We start from the raw sequence: 15,697 nt of genomic DNA, 5'->3' as shown, positions 1-15,697 counted from the left end.
GATCGGGTGGCCGGACGCGTCACGAGGCATCCGCGGTCCACTCCGAGCATCCCACCGAGATCCGGCTGCGCGCGATCGCCCGGCCGCCCGCGAGACCACTCGCCCCGAGAATGCAACCACTCGCCCTCCGGAAAGAAGGCATGGACAGCCTGACGCAGATTGGATACCGTATCCATACTCGCGGACGGTGCCGTTCCCGCGGGATCCGACCGCGAGGGTCTATCCCGCCAAGAATGGAGAGTCATGCGCAAATCCATCCCCCGCAGCAGCCTGGCGGCTGCAGCCGGCATCGCAGCACTGGCGCTGCTCGTCGGTTGCAGCTCCGCCGCACCGGCGCCGTCCGGCCCGGTCGACCTCGGCGACGGCGAGCCCGGCCCCGCCGAGGACACCGACATCACGGTCGCCATCCCCTTCCCCGACATCACCATGTACTCGATGTACGTGCTCGGCACGGACCTCGGCTACTACGAGGAGGAGGGCCTCACCGTCGAGGTCATCACCGCCGACAACGTCACCGCGGCCGTCGCGTCGGGCAGCGCCGACATCGGCGTCGAGTCGACCGGCACCGTCATCGAGGCGATCCGGGGCGGCGTCCCGATCGACCTCGTCGGCGGGCATTACTGCCGGCAGAACTTCGACTTCGCGGTGCAGAAGGGCATCGAGTCGGTCGAGGACCTCGACGGCACGACGGTCACGCTCGCCGGCACCCCCGGCGACCCGGCCGAGTTCCAGCGCAAGCTGGTGCTGAAGGAAGAGGGCTGGGACCTCGACACCGTGAACGTCGAGGTCGTGTACCCCGGCCCCGGCTCGGAGTCCTGGACCGAGTTCTTCATCAACGACCGCATCAGCCTGCAGCCCTTCTACACCGATGACCGCCCCGCGCTCGAGGAGCACGGGGCGAACATCATCGTCGAGGCGCTGCGCAACTGGGCGAACGACGTGCAGGTCGCCGGCACCGACTGGGCGCAGAAGAACCCGAACACGCTCGTGCGGTTCCTCCGCGCGACGCTGAAGGCGGCGGACTTCATGACCGCCCCGGCGCCGGGCGAGTTCCCTGAGAACGTCGACGAGATCCTCGACATCTACGAGGCGAACGACTTCGACGTCTCGGCGCTCCGAGGCTCGGACAGCGTGTGGGTGCTCGACGGGCACCTCGCCTGCTCGAACCTGTACTTCGACCAGGACGCGTGGGACACCACGATCGAGACGCAGTCGCTCGAGCCGCTCGAGTTCGACGCGGGGCAGCTCGCGTACCTCGAGAAGGCCCAGGAGCTCGTCGGCGTCGAGAACGACCCGCCGGCCACCCTGCCGTACCCCTGATCGGGTTCCATCCCGATCCTCGGAGCCCCCGCCGCAGCGCATGACGGCGGGGGCTCCGTCGTGTCCGGCGGCGGGCCCCGGCCCGCCCGCCCGGCATCCCCCGCCCCCTACCCGGCAAGACGGCACTATTCGCGGGTGCGCGGGCGCCGCCACCCACCGATAGTGACGTCTTGCCTGGCGGAGGCGGGGAGGGGCCGCGTCCGGCGGCGGTGGATGCCTCGCAGTGGCGCAGGCGCGCGACGGACGCGGCATCCCCTCCCCGATCGCGGCCGACCTCGTGCCGGCAAGACGGCACTATTCGCGGGTGCGCGGGCGCCGCCACCCGCAAATCGTGCCGTCTTGCCGGGTGAGAGGGAGCCGGGTGAGAGGGAGGGCGCGGGCGGGGGTGCACCGGGCGGGCACGACGAAGCCGGCCCCCGTCATCGCGCATGAAACGGGGGCCGGCAGTCTCTCGCCACGAGCGGCGCGCCGCGACTCAGCCCGAGGGCACCGCCGCGATCGCCTCGATCTCGAAGCGGTAGTCCGGCCCGGCGAAGCCGGCGACCTGGATCAGCGTCGACACCGGGAAGTCGTGCGTGAAGTACCGGGCGCGGATGGCCCGCAGCTCGTCGCGCACGAGCTGGAAGTCGTCCCGCACGAACACGTTCACCTTCACGACATCCGCCGCCGTCGCCCCGGCCGCCTCGAGCACCTTCACGAGGTTCTCGAAGGCGAGCTCGATCTGCGCCGCGGGCTCGGCGGGCATCGTGCCGTCCGGCCGCATGCCGATGATCCCGCTGAGGAACACCAGGTCGCCGCCGGAGACCCGGATCGCCTGGCTGAAGTCCGCCGTGGGCGGGTACACGCCCTCGGGGATGACGATCTGCTTGTGCATCAGGAGGCCCCCGCGATCTTCCGGTCGTCGTACCACGGCGCCAGGCGGCGCCGCAGGGTGGAGATGAGCAGCAGCGTCAGGTTCGCGATGATCACCATCACGATGACCATGGCGATCGCGTCATCCATCTGGAACTGGTAGGCGGCGTACTCGAGCATGTGCCCGAGCCCGCCCGTGCCGCCGAGGAACTCGCCGAGCACCTCGCCGGTGAACCCCAGCGCGGCACCGCGCTGGATGCCCGACAGGCTGTACGGCAGCGTCGCCGGGACGATGATCTTCCAGCCGAGGGCGACGCCGTTGACGCCGTACACCCGCCCCGCGTTCACGAGCGAAGTGCTGACCGTGACGGCGCCCTCCATCGTGTTCAGGATGATCGGGAACACCGCGAGCAGGAACACCAACGCGATCTTCGACTCGCTGCCGAGCCCGAGGCCGAGGATGAACAGCGGCGCGAGCGCCACCTTCGGCGTCGAGTACAGGAGCCAGAGGAACGGCGCGACGGTGAAGCGCAGCACCGGCGACCAGCCGACCGCGAGGCCGACGGTGACGCCGACCACGACGGCGATGACGAGGCCGATCGCGACGTTGCCGAGGCTGTAGCCGAACGCGCCCCAGAACTCCGGGTCGACGAGCAGCTTGCCGAACGACACCGCGATGGCCGTGGGCGGCGGCAGGAACGACGCCGGGATGAGCTGCAGCCAGCTGACCGCGGCCTCCCAGATCAGCAGGATGGCGGCGATGACGCCGACGAGCAGCCAGGTCCACTTGGCCTCGCTCCGTCGGATCACCCGCCGGGGGCGCACGATGCGCATCGTGCCGGTCGCACTGGTGACGGTCATCGCCGGCCCTTCCTCGTCCACGGGGCGACCCATCGTTCGACGAGGGTCACCACCTGGGTCATCCCGACGCTCCACGCCACCACGATCGCGATCGCGGCGAACGCCTGGTCGGTCTGGTACGTGTTGGCCGCCTTGATGATGAGCGCGCCCATGCCCGAGGCCGAACCGGCGAGCTCGGCGACGACCATGCCGATCGTCGCGAGCACGACCGCCTGCCGGAGCCCGGCGAAGAGGAACGGCACCGTCGACGGCAGGTACACCGAGCGGTACAGCTGCGTGCGGCTCGCGCCGTACACCTTGCCCGCGCGGATGATCGAGGCGTTCGTGGTGCGCATGCCCGCCGCCACGTTCAGCAGGATCGGGAACAGCGCACTGACGGCGACCAGGAAGATCACCGGCCCGATCCCGAAGCCGAACCACGCCTTCGCGAGCGGCTGGTACGCGATCGTCGGCGTCGCGTAGATCGTCCACGCGATCGGCCCGACGACCCGGTCCATGGGCAGCGAGCTGCCCATCAGCAGGCCGACCGGGATGGCGATCACCGCGGCGATCGCGAAGCCGATGAGCCATGCCTGCGCCGAGATCAGCATGTTCGGCCACAGCATCCCGCCCGAGACGAGCTCGACGAAGCCCTGCGCGATGGCGGTGGGCGGCGGCAGGAACACGGGGTTGATCCAGCCGAACACCCCGACGACGAGCTGCCACACGACGAGCATGACCACGACCTCGATCGCGAGCACGCCCGCCTTGCCCGCCGGACTGAGTCCGGCGAGCCAGGCGCCGATGCCGCCCCGGCCGAGGTTCGGCCCGGCGGCGAGGAAGGCGCTCATTTCGAGACCGCCGCCGCCGTGGCCTCGCCCTGCAGGGCGTCCCAGAGGTGGTCGCGCAGCTCGAGGAAGCGCGGATCGTGCTGGATGCTGCGCTCGGAGCGCGGGCGCTCGAGCCCGGTCTCGATGATCTCCTTGATGGCACCGGGGTGGCTCTTGAACACCACGATCCGGTCGCCGAGCAGGATGGCCTCCTCGATGGAGTGCGTGATGAACAGCACCGTCTTGCCGGTGGCCGCCATGAGCTTCTCGATCTCGTCGCGCATCACCTCGCGGGTGAGGGCGTCGACGGCGCCGAGCGGCTCGTCCATCAGCAGGATGCGCGGCTCCGCCACGACCGCGCGGGCGAGGCCCACGCGCTGCTGCATGCCGCCGGAGAGCTCCCGCGGGTAGGACTGCTCGAAGCCGGCGAGCCCGACGAGCTCGATCGCGTCCTGCACGCGCTCCCGCCAGCCGGCGCCCTTCAGCTCCTTCTGCATCTCGAGGCCGAACTTCACATTGTCGAAGACCGTGCGCCACGGCAGCAGCGCGTAGTCCTGGAACACGACCGCGCGGTCCGGCCCGGGCCCGGTGACCGGCGAGCCGCCGACGAGCACCGTGCCCGTCGTCGGCTTCACCAGTCCCGCGACGACGTTCATGAACGTCGTCTTGCCGCACCCCGACGGCCCGAGCACGGTGATGAACTCACCCTCGTGCACGTCGAGGTCCACGCCCTCGATGGCCGTCAGCCGCTTGCCCGTTCGCGCTACGTCGTAGCTCACCGACAGGTCGCGCACCGAGATCAGCGGCGCACCCGCCTCGTTCCGTTCGATTGACGTCGTCGTCATCTCATTCTCCATTTCGGGGGCGCGGCGGAGCTGCCGCGTCAGCGCATCTTCGGCAGCACCTCGCTGCCGAGCAGCTCGATCTGGTCGAAGAACTTGTCGAACTTGAACCGGAAGTCGAACACGACGTGCTCGACGCCCGTCGCCTCGAACTTCTTGAGCTCGGCGACCGCTTCATCGGGGTTGCCGACGATGAGCTGGCCTTCCAGGTCCTCGACGGTCTCGAAGCTACCCGACGGCGGCTTCACGGCGAACTTGGCCTTGTTGGCCCAGGCGAGCAGGCCGGGCACGTTCACGTGCTTGAGCGCCTCCTCGCGGGTCTCCTCGATCGAGGTCGGCGGGATGACGGCGACGGTCGGCATCGGGCGGCCCGAGGCGTCCGTCATCTCCTTCATGACGTCGATGCGCTTGGCCATCGACGCGAGCGAGATGCGGCCCGGCATCCAGCCGTCGGCGTACTCGGCCGCGAGGCGCGCCGAGCGCGGCGTCGCGCCGCAGTACCAGAACGGCACGCTCCCGCCGACGGGCTTCGGCTCGATCGTGACGTTCTCGAAGGAGAAGATGCCGTCGTCGTAGGTGACGTCGTTCTCGGTGAAGACCCGCTTCAGGATCTCGGCGTTCGAGCGCACCATGTCGACGCGGTTGAGGTCGCCCCAGCCGATCGCCTCGAACTCGTGGTCGAAGGTGCCGGCGCCGAAGCCGAGGATGAGGCGCGGCCCGAGCAGCTGGGTCATCGTGCCGGCCATGAGGGCGGTGACGAGCGGGTGGCGGAACGGGATGAGCGAGCCCGTGCCGAGCTCGAGCTTCTCGGTGACGGCGCCGATCGCGGTGAGCGTCGTGAGCGCGTCGTAGAAGGTGCGGTTCGGCTTCTCCATCTCGCCGTGCGGCTCGAACACCAGGTGGTCGCGCACCCAGACGGAGTCGAAGCCGAGCTCCTCGGCGCGCTTCGAGCCCTCGAGCAGCTTCTCCTTGCTCGCCTCTTCGCCGAAGTGCGGCAGCAGCAGTCCGAATTTCATGTGTCAGTTCCCTTCATTCGCGGCGAGCGCGGGTTCGGCGGCGCGTGCCGCATGTGCTGCGGCCGGGGCGGCCGCGAGCTTTCCGTGACCGGGGGCGCCGACGACCTCGCCGTCGGCGTACACGTCCTGGCCGCGCACGAGGGTGCGCTCGATGCGGGCGCTGATGGTGCGCCCGTCGTACGGGGTCCAGCCGATCTTCGAGAGCACGTCGTCGTTCGTGATCGTCCACTCGTGGGCCGGGTCGGCGATGACGAGGTCGGCGTCGGCGCCGACCTGGATGGTGCCCTTGACGCCGGCGAGGCCGAACTTGTCGGCGGGGATGGTCGCGACCATGTCGACGGCCCGCTCGAGGGTCAGCTCGCCGCGGTTCACGGCGTCGAGCATGAGCTCGTAGTAGTACTGGATGCCGGGCGTGCCGGTGTGCGCGCTCCACATCTCGGTCCAGCCGATCTCCTTCTCCTCGCGCGTGTGCGGCGCGTGGTCGGAGCTCGCGATGTCGATGGTGCCGTCGCGCATGCCCTCCCAGATGGCGGCCCGGTTGTCGTCGGGCACCCAGTAGGAGAGGGCGTACGGGCCGAGGGTCTCGACGTCGTTCCATGTGGAGAGGAACGGCGCCCAGTGGTTCACCTCGCAGGTGACGTCGATGCCGGCGGCCTTCGCGCGGCGCACCGCCTCGATCGAGCGGCGGGTCTGGATGTGCGCGATGTGCACGGGGCATCCGGATGCCTCGGCGAGCCGCAGCACGACGTCGATCGCCGTGTCCCAGATGACGCCCTCGCGGGCGGCGTACGCGGAGGCGTAGCCCTGCGGCGTGTTCTCGCCGCGGGCGAGCACCTCGCCCTCGATGTAGTCCATGAGCGCCTGGTCGTGCGGGTGCACGATGAAGCGCTTGCCGGTCTTCGCGATGCGGTCCATGATCTGCAGCAGGTGGCCGTGGTCGTGGATGCCGGTGCCGGCCGGGTGCGGGTAGGTGCGCCCCGTGTCGACGACCATGTAGATCTTGAAGGCGTTGATGCCCATCTCGGCCATCGGCTCGATCTCGTCGAACTTCGTCGGCGCCGGGTTGTGGTTCCAGTCGACGATCGAGCTCGAGGCGTAGCGCTCGAACACGTCGGTGAGGGTCTCGACGTCGACGGTCGGCGGCTTCAGGTTCGGCATGCCGAAGATGGTGGTGACGCCGCCGGCCGCGGCCTGGCGGGTCGTGGTGAGGATGTCGTCCTTGTGCTCGTAGCCGGGCTCTCGGGTGTGCACGTGCACGTCGACCATGCCGGGGAGCACGAGGCGCCCGGTGGCGTCGACGGTGCGCGCGGCGTCGATCGCGACGTCGGGGCCGACGAGGCCGGCGATGCGGCCGTCGTGCACGAGCACGTCGGCCCGCTCGGGGCCGGCGGGGGTGACGACGGTGCCGCCGGCGATTCTGAGGTCGATGGTCACTTCGGTGCCTCCATGAGCTCGATGGCCTCGCCCTGCTCGGGCGAGGTGGTGGTGCGCACGACGACGTCGCTCGGCCGCACGTAGCGGTCGAGCCAGTCGACGATGAGCGGGGTGGTCTGCTCCCAGTAGCGGTCGTAGGCCGCGTAGTGGGTGGTGTGCCGCTGCATGATCAGCTGCTTCGGCCCCTTGGCCGCGGCGTAGAGCGCCTCGGCGTGGTCGGTGGGGGTGGTCGCGTCGCCCTCGACGCCGATCACGAGGAGCGGGGTGCGCAGGCGGTTCGCGGCGTCGATGGGGCGGTAGGCGAGGATCTCCTCGGCGCAGGACAGCGGGATGGCGCTGGGGATGCGGTCGTCCACGTCGGCCTTGATGTTCGTGGCGCGGCGCTCGGGGGTCGGCACCATGATCTCCTCGCGGGGGTGCACGAGCCGGCCCTGGCCGCTGGCGACGCGGAGCCGGCGGTCCTCCTCGAGGCTCGCGAGGAAGGCGAGCCAGGCGTGCTCCTCGCGCATGCGGTGCAGCCAGTCGGTGCCGTCGGCGACGGGCACCTGGCTCACGGCCGCCTTGACGCGGGGGTCGACGTCGGCGAGCAGCACGGCGTTGCCGCCGCCGGTGCCGCCGGTGCCGAAGACGCCGATGGCGTCGGCGACGACGTCGTCGCGGGTGGTGAGGTAGCTGACGGCGTTCACGAGGTCCTGCAGCTGGCGCGCGGGCGAGAGGATGCCCCGGTCGCCCTCGGAGTCGCCGAAGCCGCGGTAGTCGAAGACGAGCACGGCGAAGCCGGCCGCGACGAGCGCCTCGTGGTAGCGCACGTAGAGCTTCGCGTCCTTGAGGCCGAGCCAGCCCGGACCCTGCACGATGGCCCGGTACGGGCCCGGCGTCTCGGGCGTGCGCCAGATGGCGGCGATGCGATCGCCCTCGCTGTAGAACTCGACGCCTGTGCTTCTCATGCGGGTCCTCCCGGATCTCGACGCTTCCTTGCGCGGGGCCCGGCACGCGGCGGATGAATCGGCATCCGCGGTGTCGATCGGAAGCTTCCGATCGGGCCCGCCGAGCCCATCATGTCGTATCTTGGATCCAGAATCCAGTATTGATCCGAGATCGCTCTCGGAGCTAGGCTCTTCTGCGACGGCCGGGCGGGATTGCCCGGTGTCAGTGGTCCGGGATTGGGCCGCGAGTCGCCGACCTCGTCGGATTCCCCATCGCTCGCCCCTGCCCAGGAGTCCCGCATGACCCCCAGTCCCACCCGTCCCATCCGCCCCCGCCGCTCGGCCCGCAGCGCCCGCCTCCGCGGCCCCGCGCTCGTCGCCACCGCGCTCGGCCTCGCCGTCGCCGCGACCGCCGCGCTCGCCGGCTGCGCCGCGCCCGCTGCGGCCGAGCGGCCCGAGGCATCCGCCCCCGCCGCGAGCGGCTACCCGCTCACGCTCGACAACTGCGGCACCGAGGTCACCTTCGACGCCGCGCCGGAGCGCGTCGTCACGATCAAGTCCTCCACCGTCGAGCTCATGCTCGCCCTCGGGCTCGGCGACCGCGTCGTCGGCACGGCGTTCAGCGACGGGCCGGTGCCCGACGAGTACGCCGACGCCCTCGTCGGCGTGCCGGCCGTCACCGACAAGGTGCCCTCGCAGGAGGCCACCCTCGAGCTCGAACCCGACCTCGTCTACGCCGGCTGGGAGTCGAACCTCTCCGCCGAGGGCGCCGGCGAGCGCTCGCAGCTCGCCGCGCTCGGCGTCGCGAGCTACGTCGCCCCGGCCGCCTGCAAGGGCGCCGGCTACATGCCCGACCCGCTGACCTTCGACGAGGTCTTCCGCGAGTTCGAGGAACTCGGCGCGATCTTCGACGTGCCGGATGCCGCGGCCGAACTCGTCGCCGAGCAGCGCGCCGCGCTCGACGCCGTCGAGCCGAACGCCGACGGGCTGACCGCGCTCTGGTACAGCTCCGGCACCGACACCCCCTTCGTCGGGGCGGGCATCGGCGCGCCGCAGATGATCATGGACGCCGCCGGCCTCGAGAACGTCGCCGCCGAGGTGCACGACACGTGGACCTCGATGAGCTGGGAGGCCGTCGTCGACGCCGAGCCCGACGTGATCGTGCTCGTCGACGCGCCATGGAACACCGCCGCCTCGAAGATCGAGCTGCTGCAGCAGAACCCGGTGACCGCGGCCCTCCCGGCGGTCGCGCAGCAGCGCTTCCTCGTCGTCGACTTCCCCGCGACCGAGGCGGGCGTGCGCAACGTCTCCGCCGTCGAGTCGCTCGTCGAGCAGCTCGGGGCGCTGGAGGGCTGATGCGCGCGGCCGGGCGGACGGAGACGACGGTGCGGGCCACGGGCCCGGCCGGGGTCGACGCGGCGCGCACCGCTCCGAGCGACGCGGGCGCCTCGGGCCGGCGCGGCGGCGGTCGCGCCCTCGCGGCGGGCCTCGTCGGGCTCGTGCTGCTCGCCGCATCCCTCGTCGTCGCCGTCACGCTCGGCCCGGCCGAACTCTCCCCCGGCGAGGTGCTCGCGAGCCTCGCCGCGCACCTCGGCTTCGGCGAGCCGACGCTGTCGCCGCTGCGCGACGGCATCGTCTGGCAGCTGCGGATGCCGCGGGTGCTGACCGCCGCCGCCGTCGGCGCGGGCCTCGCCCTGTGCGGCGCGGTGATGCAGGCCATCACCCGGAACCCCCTCGCCGACCCCTACCTGCTCGGGCTCTCCTCCGGCGCCTCCGTCGGCGCCGTCGTCGTGCTCGTGCTCGGCTGGGGACTGCTGCTGCCGCTCGCGGCCTTCGGCGGCGCCGTGCTGGCGCTCGTCGCGACGCTCGGCCTCGCCCTCGCGGCCGGTCGCGGCGGCCGGCTCGCCCCGACGACGACCGTGCTCGCCGGCGTCGCCGTCACGAGCGTGTTCGGGGCCATCACGAGCCTCGTCATCTTCTGGAGCGCGACGAACGACAGCTACCGCGAGATCCTCAACTGGCTGCTCGGCTCGCTGTCGGGAACCGATTGGACCTCCGTGACGATCGCGGGCGGCGCGCTGCTCGTCGTCGGTGCGCCGCTCATCGCGAGCGCCCGCACCCTCGACGCCTTCGCCGTCGGCGAGTCCGGCGCCGCGGCGCTCGGCGTGCACGTCGCCCGCAGCCGGGCGCTGCTGCTCGGCGGCACCGCGCTGCTCACCGGCGCGCTCGTCGCGGTGAGCGGCTCGATCGGCTTCGTCGGGCTCGTGCTGCCGCACGCGGTGCGGCTCGTCATCGGCCCCGGCCACCGCGCGCTGCTGCCGCTCTCCGCGATCGCGGGCGCGATCTTCCTGGTCTGGGCCGACACCGGGGCGCGCACCCTGTTCGATCCGCGCGAGCTGCCGGTCGGCATCCTGACGGCCCTCATCGGCGGCCCGGTCTTCGCATGGCTGCTGCTCCGCTCGAGGAGGAACGCATGACCCTGGATCTCGAGCGGGTGCGCTTCGCCCGCGGCGGCCGCACCATCATCGACGGCGTCGACGCGACACTGCCGGGCGGCGCACTCACCGCGCTCATCGGCCCGAACGGCGCCGGCAAGTCGACGCTGCTGCACCTCATCGCCGCGATCGAGCGCACCGACGGGGGCGAGCTCGCCCTCGACGGCCGGGAACTCGGCCGGATGCGCCGCCGCGACCGCGCCCGGCTCGTCGCCCTCGCCGAGCAGCAGGCCGAGCTCGACCCGCAGCTCACCGTCGCGGCGGCCGTGCTGCTCGGCCGCACGCCGCACCTCGGCGCCTTCGCCCCCGCCGGACCGCGCGACCACGCCCTCGTCGCGCACGCCCTGGCCGCGAGCGGCGCCGGGCACCTCGCCGAACGCCAGATCGGGCAGCTCTCGGGCGGCGAGCGCCAGCGCATCACGCTCGCCCGAGCCCTCGCCCAGGAGCCCGAGCTGCTGCTCGCCGACGAGCCGACGAACCACCTCGACCTCTCGGCCCAGCTCGTCGCGCTGGAACTGCTCGCGGGCCTCGCCCGGGGCGGCCTCACCGTCGTCGCGGCGCTGCACGATCTCAGCCAGGCGGCGGCCTACGCCGACCATGTGCTCGTGCTGGCCGAGGGGCGCGTCATCGCCGCCGGCCCGCCACGCGAGGTCCTGACGGCCCGGCTCGTGCACGAGGTCTACGGCGTCCGCGCCGAGATCATCGACCACCCGATCACCGGTCGGCCGCTCGTCGCGGTCGCGGGCGGGGCGGCCGCGGAGGCGGCGACCCCCGACGCGGTCCCGGCCGGCACCGGCAGCACCCCGAGCGCGTAGCCTGGAAGCGTGAGCGAATCGGTCGTCGACGGCATCGCCGCCGAGTTCCTGCACAATGCGAATCGCGGGCGACGCCTCGTCGCGGTGGACGGGGCGGAGGCCGGGCGTGCCGCCCGCTTCGCGGACGCCCTGGCGCAGGCGATCGCCGCGGCATCCGGCGACGACGTCGTGCGCCGCTCGCTCGGCGCCGTGACCGAGGCGGAGCTCCGCAGCGGCACGGTCGAGCCGTTCCGCGCGGGCGAGCCGGTCGGCACCGCGACGCCGCCCGGGCCCGATGCCGTGCTCGTGGTCGACGGCCAGGGCCTCCTCGACGACGCGGTACGCGGCATCTGGCACTTCTCCGCCTGGACACTCGCGGGCGACGAACTGCCGCACACCGGCGCGAACGTCATCGTCGACCTCTCCGACGAGGGCGCACCGAGCCGGTACTTCTACGATTACTGCGCGATCCCGCCGAGCGTGAACCGCCCCGGCCTGCACTGAGCGGCAGGAGTCGGAACCGAGCCTCCGCGCGCCGCGGGGGCCGGGCCCGGCGCGCTCACCCACGCGCCGGGCCCGGAGTTCGCGTGAGGCGGCCTCAGCCGCGGGCGCGGAGCCGCGGCGCCAGGTCGCGCTCGAAGAGCTCGAGGAAGCGGCGCTGGTCGTGCCCCGGCGCGTGGAACACGAGGTGGTTGAAGCCCCAGTCGATGTACTGGCCGATCTGCTCGACGACGGCGTCGGGGTCGGTGCCGACGATCCAGCGCTTCGCGATCTGCTCGATCGGCAGCGCGTCGGCGGCCCGCTCCATCTCGACCGGGTCGGTGATGTCGTGCTTCTGCTCCTTCGAGAGCGAGAGCGGCGACCAGAACCGGGTGTTCTCGAGGGCGGCCTCCTCGGTCTCCTCGTAGGAGAGCTTGATCTCGATCATCCGGTCGTACTCGTCGAAGGTACGGCCGTCGTCGCGGGCGGCGAGGCCCTCCTTCACGGCGGGCATGAGCTGGTCGGCGTAGAGCTCGGCGCCCTTGCCCGAGGTGCAGATGAAGCCGTCGCCGGCGCGGCCGGCGTACTTCGCGACCTGCGGGCCGCCCGCGGCGATGTAGATCGGCACGGCGGTCTCGGGGCGGTCGTAGATCGAGGCGTCGTGGGTCGAGTAGTACTCGCCCTCGAAGTTGACCTGCCCCTCCTCGTTCCAGAGCGCGCGCATGAGGCGCACGGACTCGCGGAGCCGGGCGTAGCGCTCCCGGAACTCGGGCCAGTCCTGCTCGCCCGCGCCGCGGAACCCGGTGGCGATCTCGTTCAGCGCCTCGCCGGAGCCGAAGCCGGCGATGATGCGGTCGGGGTAGAGCAGGCCGAGTGAGGCGAAGGCCTGCGCGAGGACCGCCGGGTTGTAGCGGAACGTCGGCGTCATCACGCTCGTGCCGATCTTCACCGAGCTGGTGCGCTCGCCGACGGCGGCCATCCAGGCGAGCGAGAACGGCGCGTGGCCGCCCGTGTGCCGCCACGGCTGGAAGTGGTCGCTCGCGAACACCGACTCCATGCCGTGGCCTTCGGCGGCGACGGCGATCTCGACGAGCTCGCGCGGGTCGAACTGCTCGGCGCTGGCCTTGTACCCGAGGGTGAGGGTCACGATTGGTCTCCTTCTGCTGGGAACTGCTGATCACTGAGAACGTGCGGGGGCCGCCTGGGCTTCCGAACCGGATGCGGCGGCCGGATCGGATGCCTCGGCCGGCGCGTGCGGCAGCGCCTCGTCGGCGAAGGCGGCGACGACCTCGGCCGTGCGCGGGCCGACGCCGAGGCCGAGCGCGGCCTCCAGCGCTTCGACGGTGTCGACGTCGCGGCGGAGGCCGGGGTCGATGCTGCCGATGGCGGCGAGGTCGGCGAAGCCGGCGGCCCGGTGGGCGGCGGCGGAGTCGGGCCCGAAGCCGGGCTCGAGGCCCGTGCCGGCGAGCGCGGTGACGAGCGTCGTGCCGGTGCCCTCGAGGTCGGCGACGAAGGCGAGCCGGTGGCCGCACGCGGCCTCGAGCGCCCCGTCGAGCGCGGCGGAGCGGAGCGCCGGCAGGTCGCCGAGCAGCACCGCGAGATGCCGCCCGCCGCCGTGCCGGACGTGCGCGATGCCGAGCTCGATCGCCGCGGTGAGGCCGGGCTCGCCCGCCTCGGGCACGAGCTCGACGTCGGGGAGCGCGGCGAGCTCCGCGCCGAGTTCGGGCTCGGCGGTGACCACGACGACCTCCGCGACGCGCTCGGCGCTGCGCACGGCATCCACCGTGTCGAGCGCGAAGGCGCGGGCGAGCGCCGCGCGCTGCTCGTCGCCGAGCTGCGGGCGCAGCCGCGACTTCGCCGCGGCGAAGAGCTTCACCGGGATGACGACCACCCAGTCGCCGCCGCTCATGGCCGCAGCCCCGGCAGGACCTCGCGGCCGAAGACCTCGAGCCACTCGAGCTGGTTGCGGCCGACGTTGTGCAGGTAGATGCGGTCGAAGCCGAGGTCGAGGTGGCGCTGGATCTCGGCGCGGTGCTGATCGGGGTCGGCCGAGACGACCATGCGGCCCGCGAAGTCCTCCGGCCGCACGGTGCGGGCGAGCTGCTCGAGCTCGAACGGCGAGCGGATGTCGCCGCGGCCGAAGCGCATGCCGGCGATGGGCCACTCGGCGAGCGCGTTGCGCATCGCCTCCTCGTCGGTCTCGGCCCAGGAGAGGTGCAGTTGCAGCACGCGGGGCATCGTGGCGGCGTCGCGACCGCCGTCGCGGGCGCCGTCGGCGAAGCGCGCGAGCAGCACCTCGAGGCGCTCCGACGGCCCGCTCTGCGTGATCAGGCCGTCGGCGACCCGGCCGGCCCGCCGCGCGGTGACGGGGCCGGCGGTCGCGATGTAGATCTCGGGGGCCGTCTTCGGCATGGTCCACAACCGGGTGGACTCCATCTTGAAGCTGGGGCCGGCGTGGCGCACGTCGCGCCCGGCGATCGAGCCGGCGAAGAGCTTCTTGATGAGCTCGACGGCCTCGAACATGCGGGCGATGCGGTCGGGCGGCTCGGGCCAGTACGCGCCGACGACGTGCTCGTTGATCGCCTCGCCGGAGCCGATGCCGAGCCAGTGCCGGCCCGGGTACATCGAGGCGAGCGTGGCGCTCGCCTGGGCGACGACCGCGGGGTGCATGCGGAACGTGGGCGTGGTGACGCCGGGCCCGAGGTCGCCCCGGGTTGCCGCGCCGACCGCACCCAGCACGCTCCACACGTGCGAGGCCTGGCCGAGACGCGGCAACCACGGCTGGAACGGATCGGTGGCCATGGTGCCGCTGAAGCCGTGACGTTCCGCCGCAGCGGCGAAGGCGACCGCGTCGGACGGAGGGAACTGCTCGAGCATGGCGGCGTAACCGATGTGCACTGACACCCCTCCATCCTGACGCGTCGTCGTACCGGCGTCACGCGAGCGAACTCGCGAGGCGGGTCCACCTCCCGCGGGAACAGTCTTTCGGATACTGGATCCAAAAGCAAGTGGGTCCCCCAGGCCGAGTCAGCGCGCGCGGCGGCGCAGGCGCGTGCCGGGCGCGCCGCCGCCCACCGGGCGGCACTTCAGCGCGCGGCGGCACCGCCCTCGGCGGAGAGCATGGCGAGCACGGCGTCCCGGACGCCGGTGAGGTGCGAGCGCAGCACCTCGGCCGCGGCATCCGCATCGCCCGCCTCGACGGCCGCGACGAGCTCCTCGTGCGAATGCCCGTGATCGCCGCCGCCGACGAGCCGCCAGCCGAGCACGTAACGGCCGACCTTCAGCCGCAGCTGCTCGATCATCTCCCAGTGCACCGGGCGCGCGGCCGCGCCGTAGAGCTCCGCGTAGAACTGGGTGCGGGCGTCGACGAAGTCGGCGCCCTCCTCCTCCGCGTCGGCCGTGCGGCCGAGCTCGCGCAGCCGCACGATCCGCTCGGGCGTCATCTCGTCCATCGAGTGCCGCAGCGCGTCGATCTCGAGCAGCACCCGGATGTCGTAGACCTCGCGCGCCTGCTCCGCCGACAGGGCCTTCACGACGGCGCCGCGACGGGCGTGGAACTCGACGAGCCCGTCGGCCTCGAGCTGGATGAGCGCCGAGCGCACGGGCAGCCGCGACACCCCGATCGTCTCGGCGAGGGTCTCCTGCCGCAGCTTCTGGCCGGGGGCGAGCGTGCCGTCGAGGATCGCGTCGCGCAGGATGTCGTACGCCATCGTGCCGACCGAGCGGTACCCCGCCTGGTGCCGACCGGCCAGTTTCTGCAGCGCTTCGGCGCTCGGCGCGCTCGCTCCGGCGGTGCGGGTCTCGCGTTCGCTCATGGCGACGAGGCTAGCGGATGGATGGGCGCCGGGCACGCAAATTGGATCCAAGA

General features: G+C 72.3%; 15 protein-coding genes and 1 pseudogene. 5 read left to right on the top strand and 11 right to left on the bottom strand.

Translation table 11 applies throughout. The annotated features are described in order from the left end of the window. Positions 1-243: 243 nt before the first annotated feature. Positions 244-1,320, top strand: a complete 1,077-nt coding sequence (locus tag MTP13_RS06310; RefSeq protein WP_243570225.1) for an ABC transporter substrate-binding protein — start codon at positions 244-246, stop codon at positions 1,318-1,320. A 475-nt stretch (positions 1,321-1,795) separates the two neighbouring features. Here MTP13_RS06310 and MTP13_RS06305 read toward each other — a convergent pair whose 3' ends face one another. From MTP13_RS06305 to MTP13_RS06275, 7 genes are read right to left on the bottom strand one after another with little or no spacing between them, the layout of a single operon-like run. Next, positions 1,796-2,194, bottom strand: coding sequence for a RidA family protein (locus MTP13_RS06305; protein WP_243570224.1), 399 nt, complete (start codon positions 2,192-2,194; stop codon positions 1,796-1,798). After that, positions 2,194-3,033, bottom strand: a complete 840-nt coding sequence (locus MTP13_RS06300; RefSeq protein WP_243570223.1) for an ABC transporter permease — start codon at positions 3,031-3,033, stop codon at positions 2,194-2,196. The genes MTP13_RS06305 and MTP13_RS06300 overlap by 1 nt, the downstream gene beginning before the upstream one ends. After that, positions 3,030-3,863, bottom strand: coding sequence for an ABC transporter permease (locus MTP13_RS06295; RefSeq protein WP_243570222.1), 834 nt, complete (start codon positions 3,861-3,863; stop codon positions 3,030-3,032). Before MTP13_RS06295 ends, MTP13_RS06300 begins: the two co-directional genes overlap by 4 nt. Beyond that, positions 3,860-4,687, bottom strand: a complete 828-nt coding sequence (locus MTP13_RS06290) for an ABC transporter ATP-binding protein (RefSeq protein ID WP_243570221.1) — start codon at positions 4,685-4,687, stop codon at positions 3,860-3,862. Before MTP13_RS06290 ends, MTP13_RS06295 begins: the two co-directional genes overlap by 4 nt. A gap of 38 nt (positions 4,688-4,725) precedes the next feature. After that, complete coding sequence (locus MTP13_RS06285) at positions 4,726-5,700, bottom strand: LLM class flavin-dependent oxidoreductase (RefSeq protein ID WP_243570220.1); 975 nt, start codon at positions 5,698-5,700, stop codon at positions 4,726-4,728. Between the two features lie 3 nt (positions 5,701-5,703). After that, the gene (locus MTP13_RS06280; protein WP_243570219.1) at positions 5,704-7,134 is read right to left on the bottom strand and encodes a dihydroorotase; all 1,431 of its coding nucleotides are present in this window, start codon (positions 7,132-7,134) and stop codon (positions 5,704-5,706) included. After that, positions 7,131-8,081: an alpha/beta hydrolase gene (locus MTP13_RS06275; protein WP_243570218.1), complete on the bottom strand. Its 951-nt coding sequence runs from the start codon at positions 8,079-8,081 to the stop codon at positions 7,131-7,133. The genes MTP13_RS06280 and MTP13_RS06275 overlap by 4 nt, the downstream gene beginning before the upstream one ends. 279 nt (positions 8,082-8,360) lie before the next feature. On the opposite strand from MTP13_RS06275, the gene MTP13_RS06270 reads away from it, so the two are divergent. From MTP13_RS06270 to MTP13_RS06255, 4 genes and pseudogenes are all read left to right on the top strand, one after another. Beyond that, on the top strand, positions 8,361-9,416 hold the full coding sequence (locus MTP13_RS06270; protein WP_243570217.1) for a putative F420-0 ABC transporter substrate-binding protein: 1,056 nt from the start codon (positions 8,361-8,363) through the stop codon (positions 9,414-9,416). 29 nt (positions 9,417-9,445) lie between these two features. Beyond that, complete coding sequence (locus MTP13_RS06265) at positions 9,446-10,537, top strand: putative F420-0 ABC transporter permease subunit (protein WP_424221959.1); 1,092 nt, start codon at positions 9,446-9,448, stop codon at positions 10,535-10,537. After that, a pseudogene (locus tag MTP13_RS18275) lies at positions 10,504-11,043 on the top strand (ABC transporter ATP-binding protein); the annotation flags it as partial. The gene MTP13_RS06265 and the pseudogene MTP13_RS18275, both read left to right, overlap by 34 nt. Positions 11,044-11,379: 336 nt before the next feature. Further along, positions 11,380-11,853 (top strand): hypothetical protein, encoded by a 474-nt coding sequence (locus tag MTP13_RS06255; protein ID WP_243570215.1) that lies wholly within the window; start codon positions 11,380-11,382, stop codon positions 11,851-11,853. 94 nt (positions 11,854-11,947) lie between these two features. Here the strand turns inward: MTP13_RS06255 and fgd are convergent, their stop codons facing one another. From fgd to MTP13_RS06235, 4 genes are all read right to left on the bottom strand, one after another. Continuing rightward, positions 11,948-12,976 (bottom strand): glucose-6-phosphate dehydrogenase (coenzyme-F420), encoded by a 1,029-nt coding sequence (gene fgd / locus MTP13_RS06250; protein WP_243570214.1) that lies wholly within the window; start codon positions 12,974-12,976, stop codon positions 11,948-11,950. Positions 12,977-13,006: 30 nt separating this feature from the next. Further along, positions 13,007-13,738 (bottom strand): 2-phospho-L-lactate guanylyltransferase, encoded by a 732-nt coding sequence (gene cofC, locus MTP13_RS06245; RefSeq protein WP_243570213.1) that lies wholly within the window; start codon positions 13,736-13,738, stop codon positions 13,007-13,009. After that, positions 13,735-14,706 (bottom strand): TIGR03557 family F420-dependent LLM class oxidoreductase, encoded by a 972-nt coding sequence (locus MTP13_RS06240; RefSeq protein ID WP_243570931.1) that lies wholly within the window; start codon positions 14,704-14,706, stop codon positions 13,735-13,737. The genes cofC and MTP13_RS06240 overlap by 4 nt, the downstream gene beginning before the upstream one ends. A gap of 209 nt (positions 14,707-14,915) precedes the next feature. After that, on the bottom strand, positions 14,916-15,644 hold the full coding sequence (locus MTP13_RS06235; RefSeq protein WP_243570212.1) for a GntR family transcriptional regulator: 729 nt from the start codon (positions 15,642-15,644) through the stop codon (positions 14,916-14,918). Positions 15,645-15,697: the final 53 nt, after the last annotated feature.

Source organism: Agromyces soli (assembly GCF_022811605.1).
GTDB lineage: Bacteria > Actinomycetota > Actinomycetes > Actinomycetales > Microbacteriaceae > Agromyces > Agromyces soli.
Note: the sequence above shows the minus strand (reverse complement) of the source record. Positions and strands in the feature narration are given on the sequence as shown.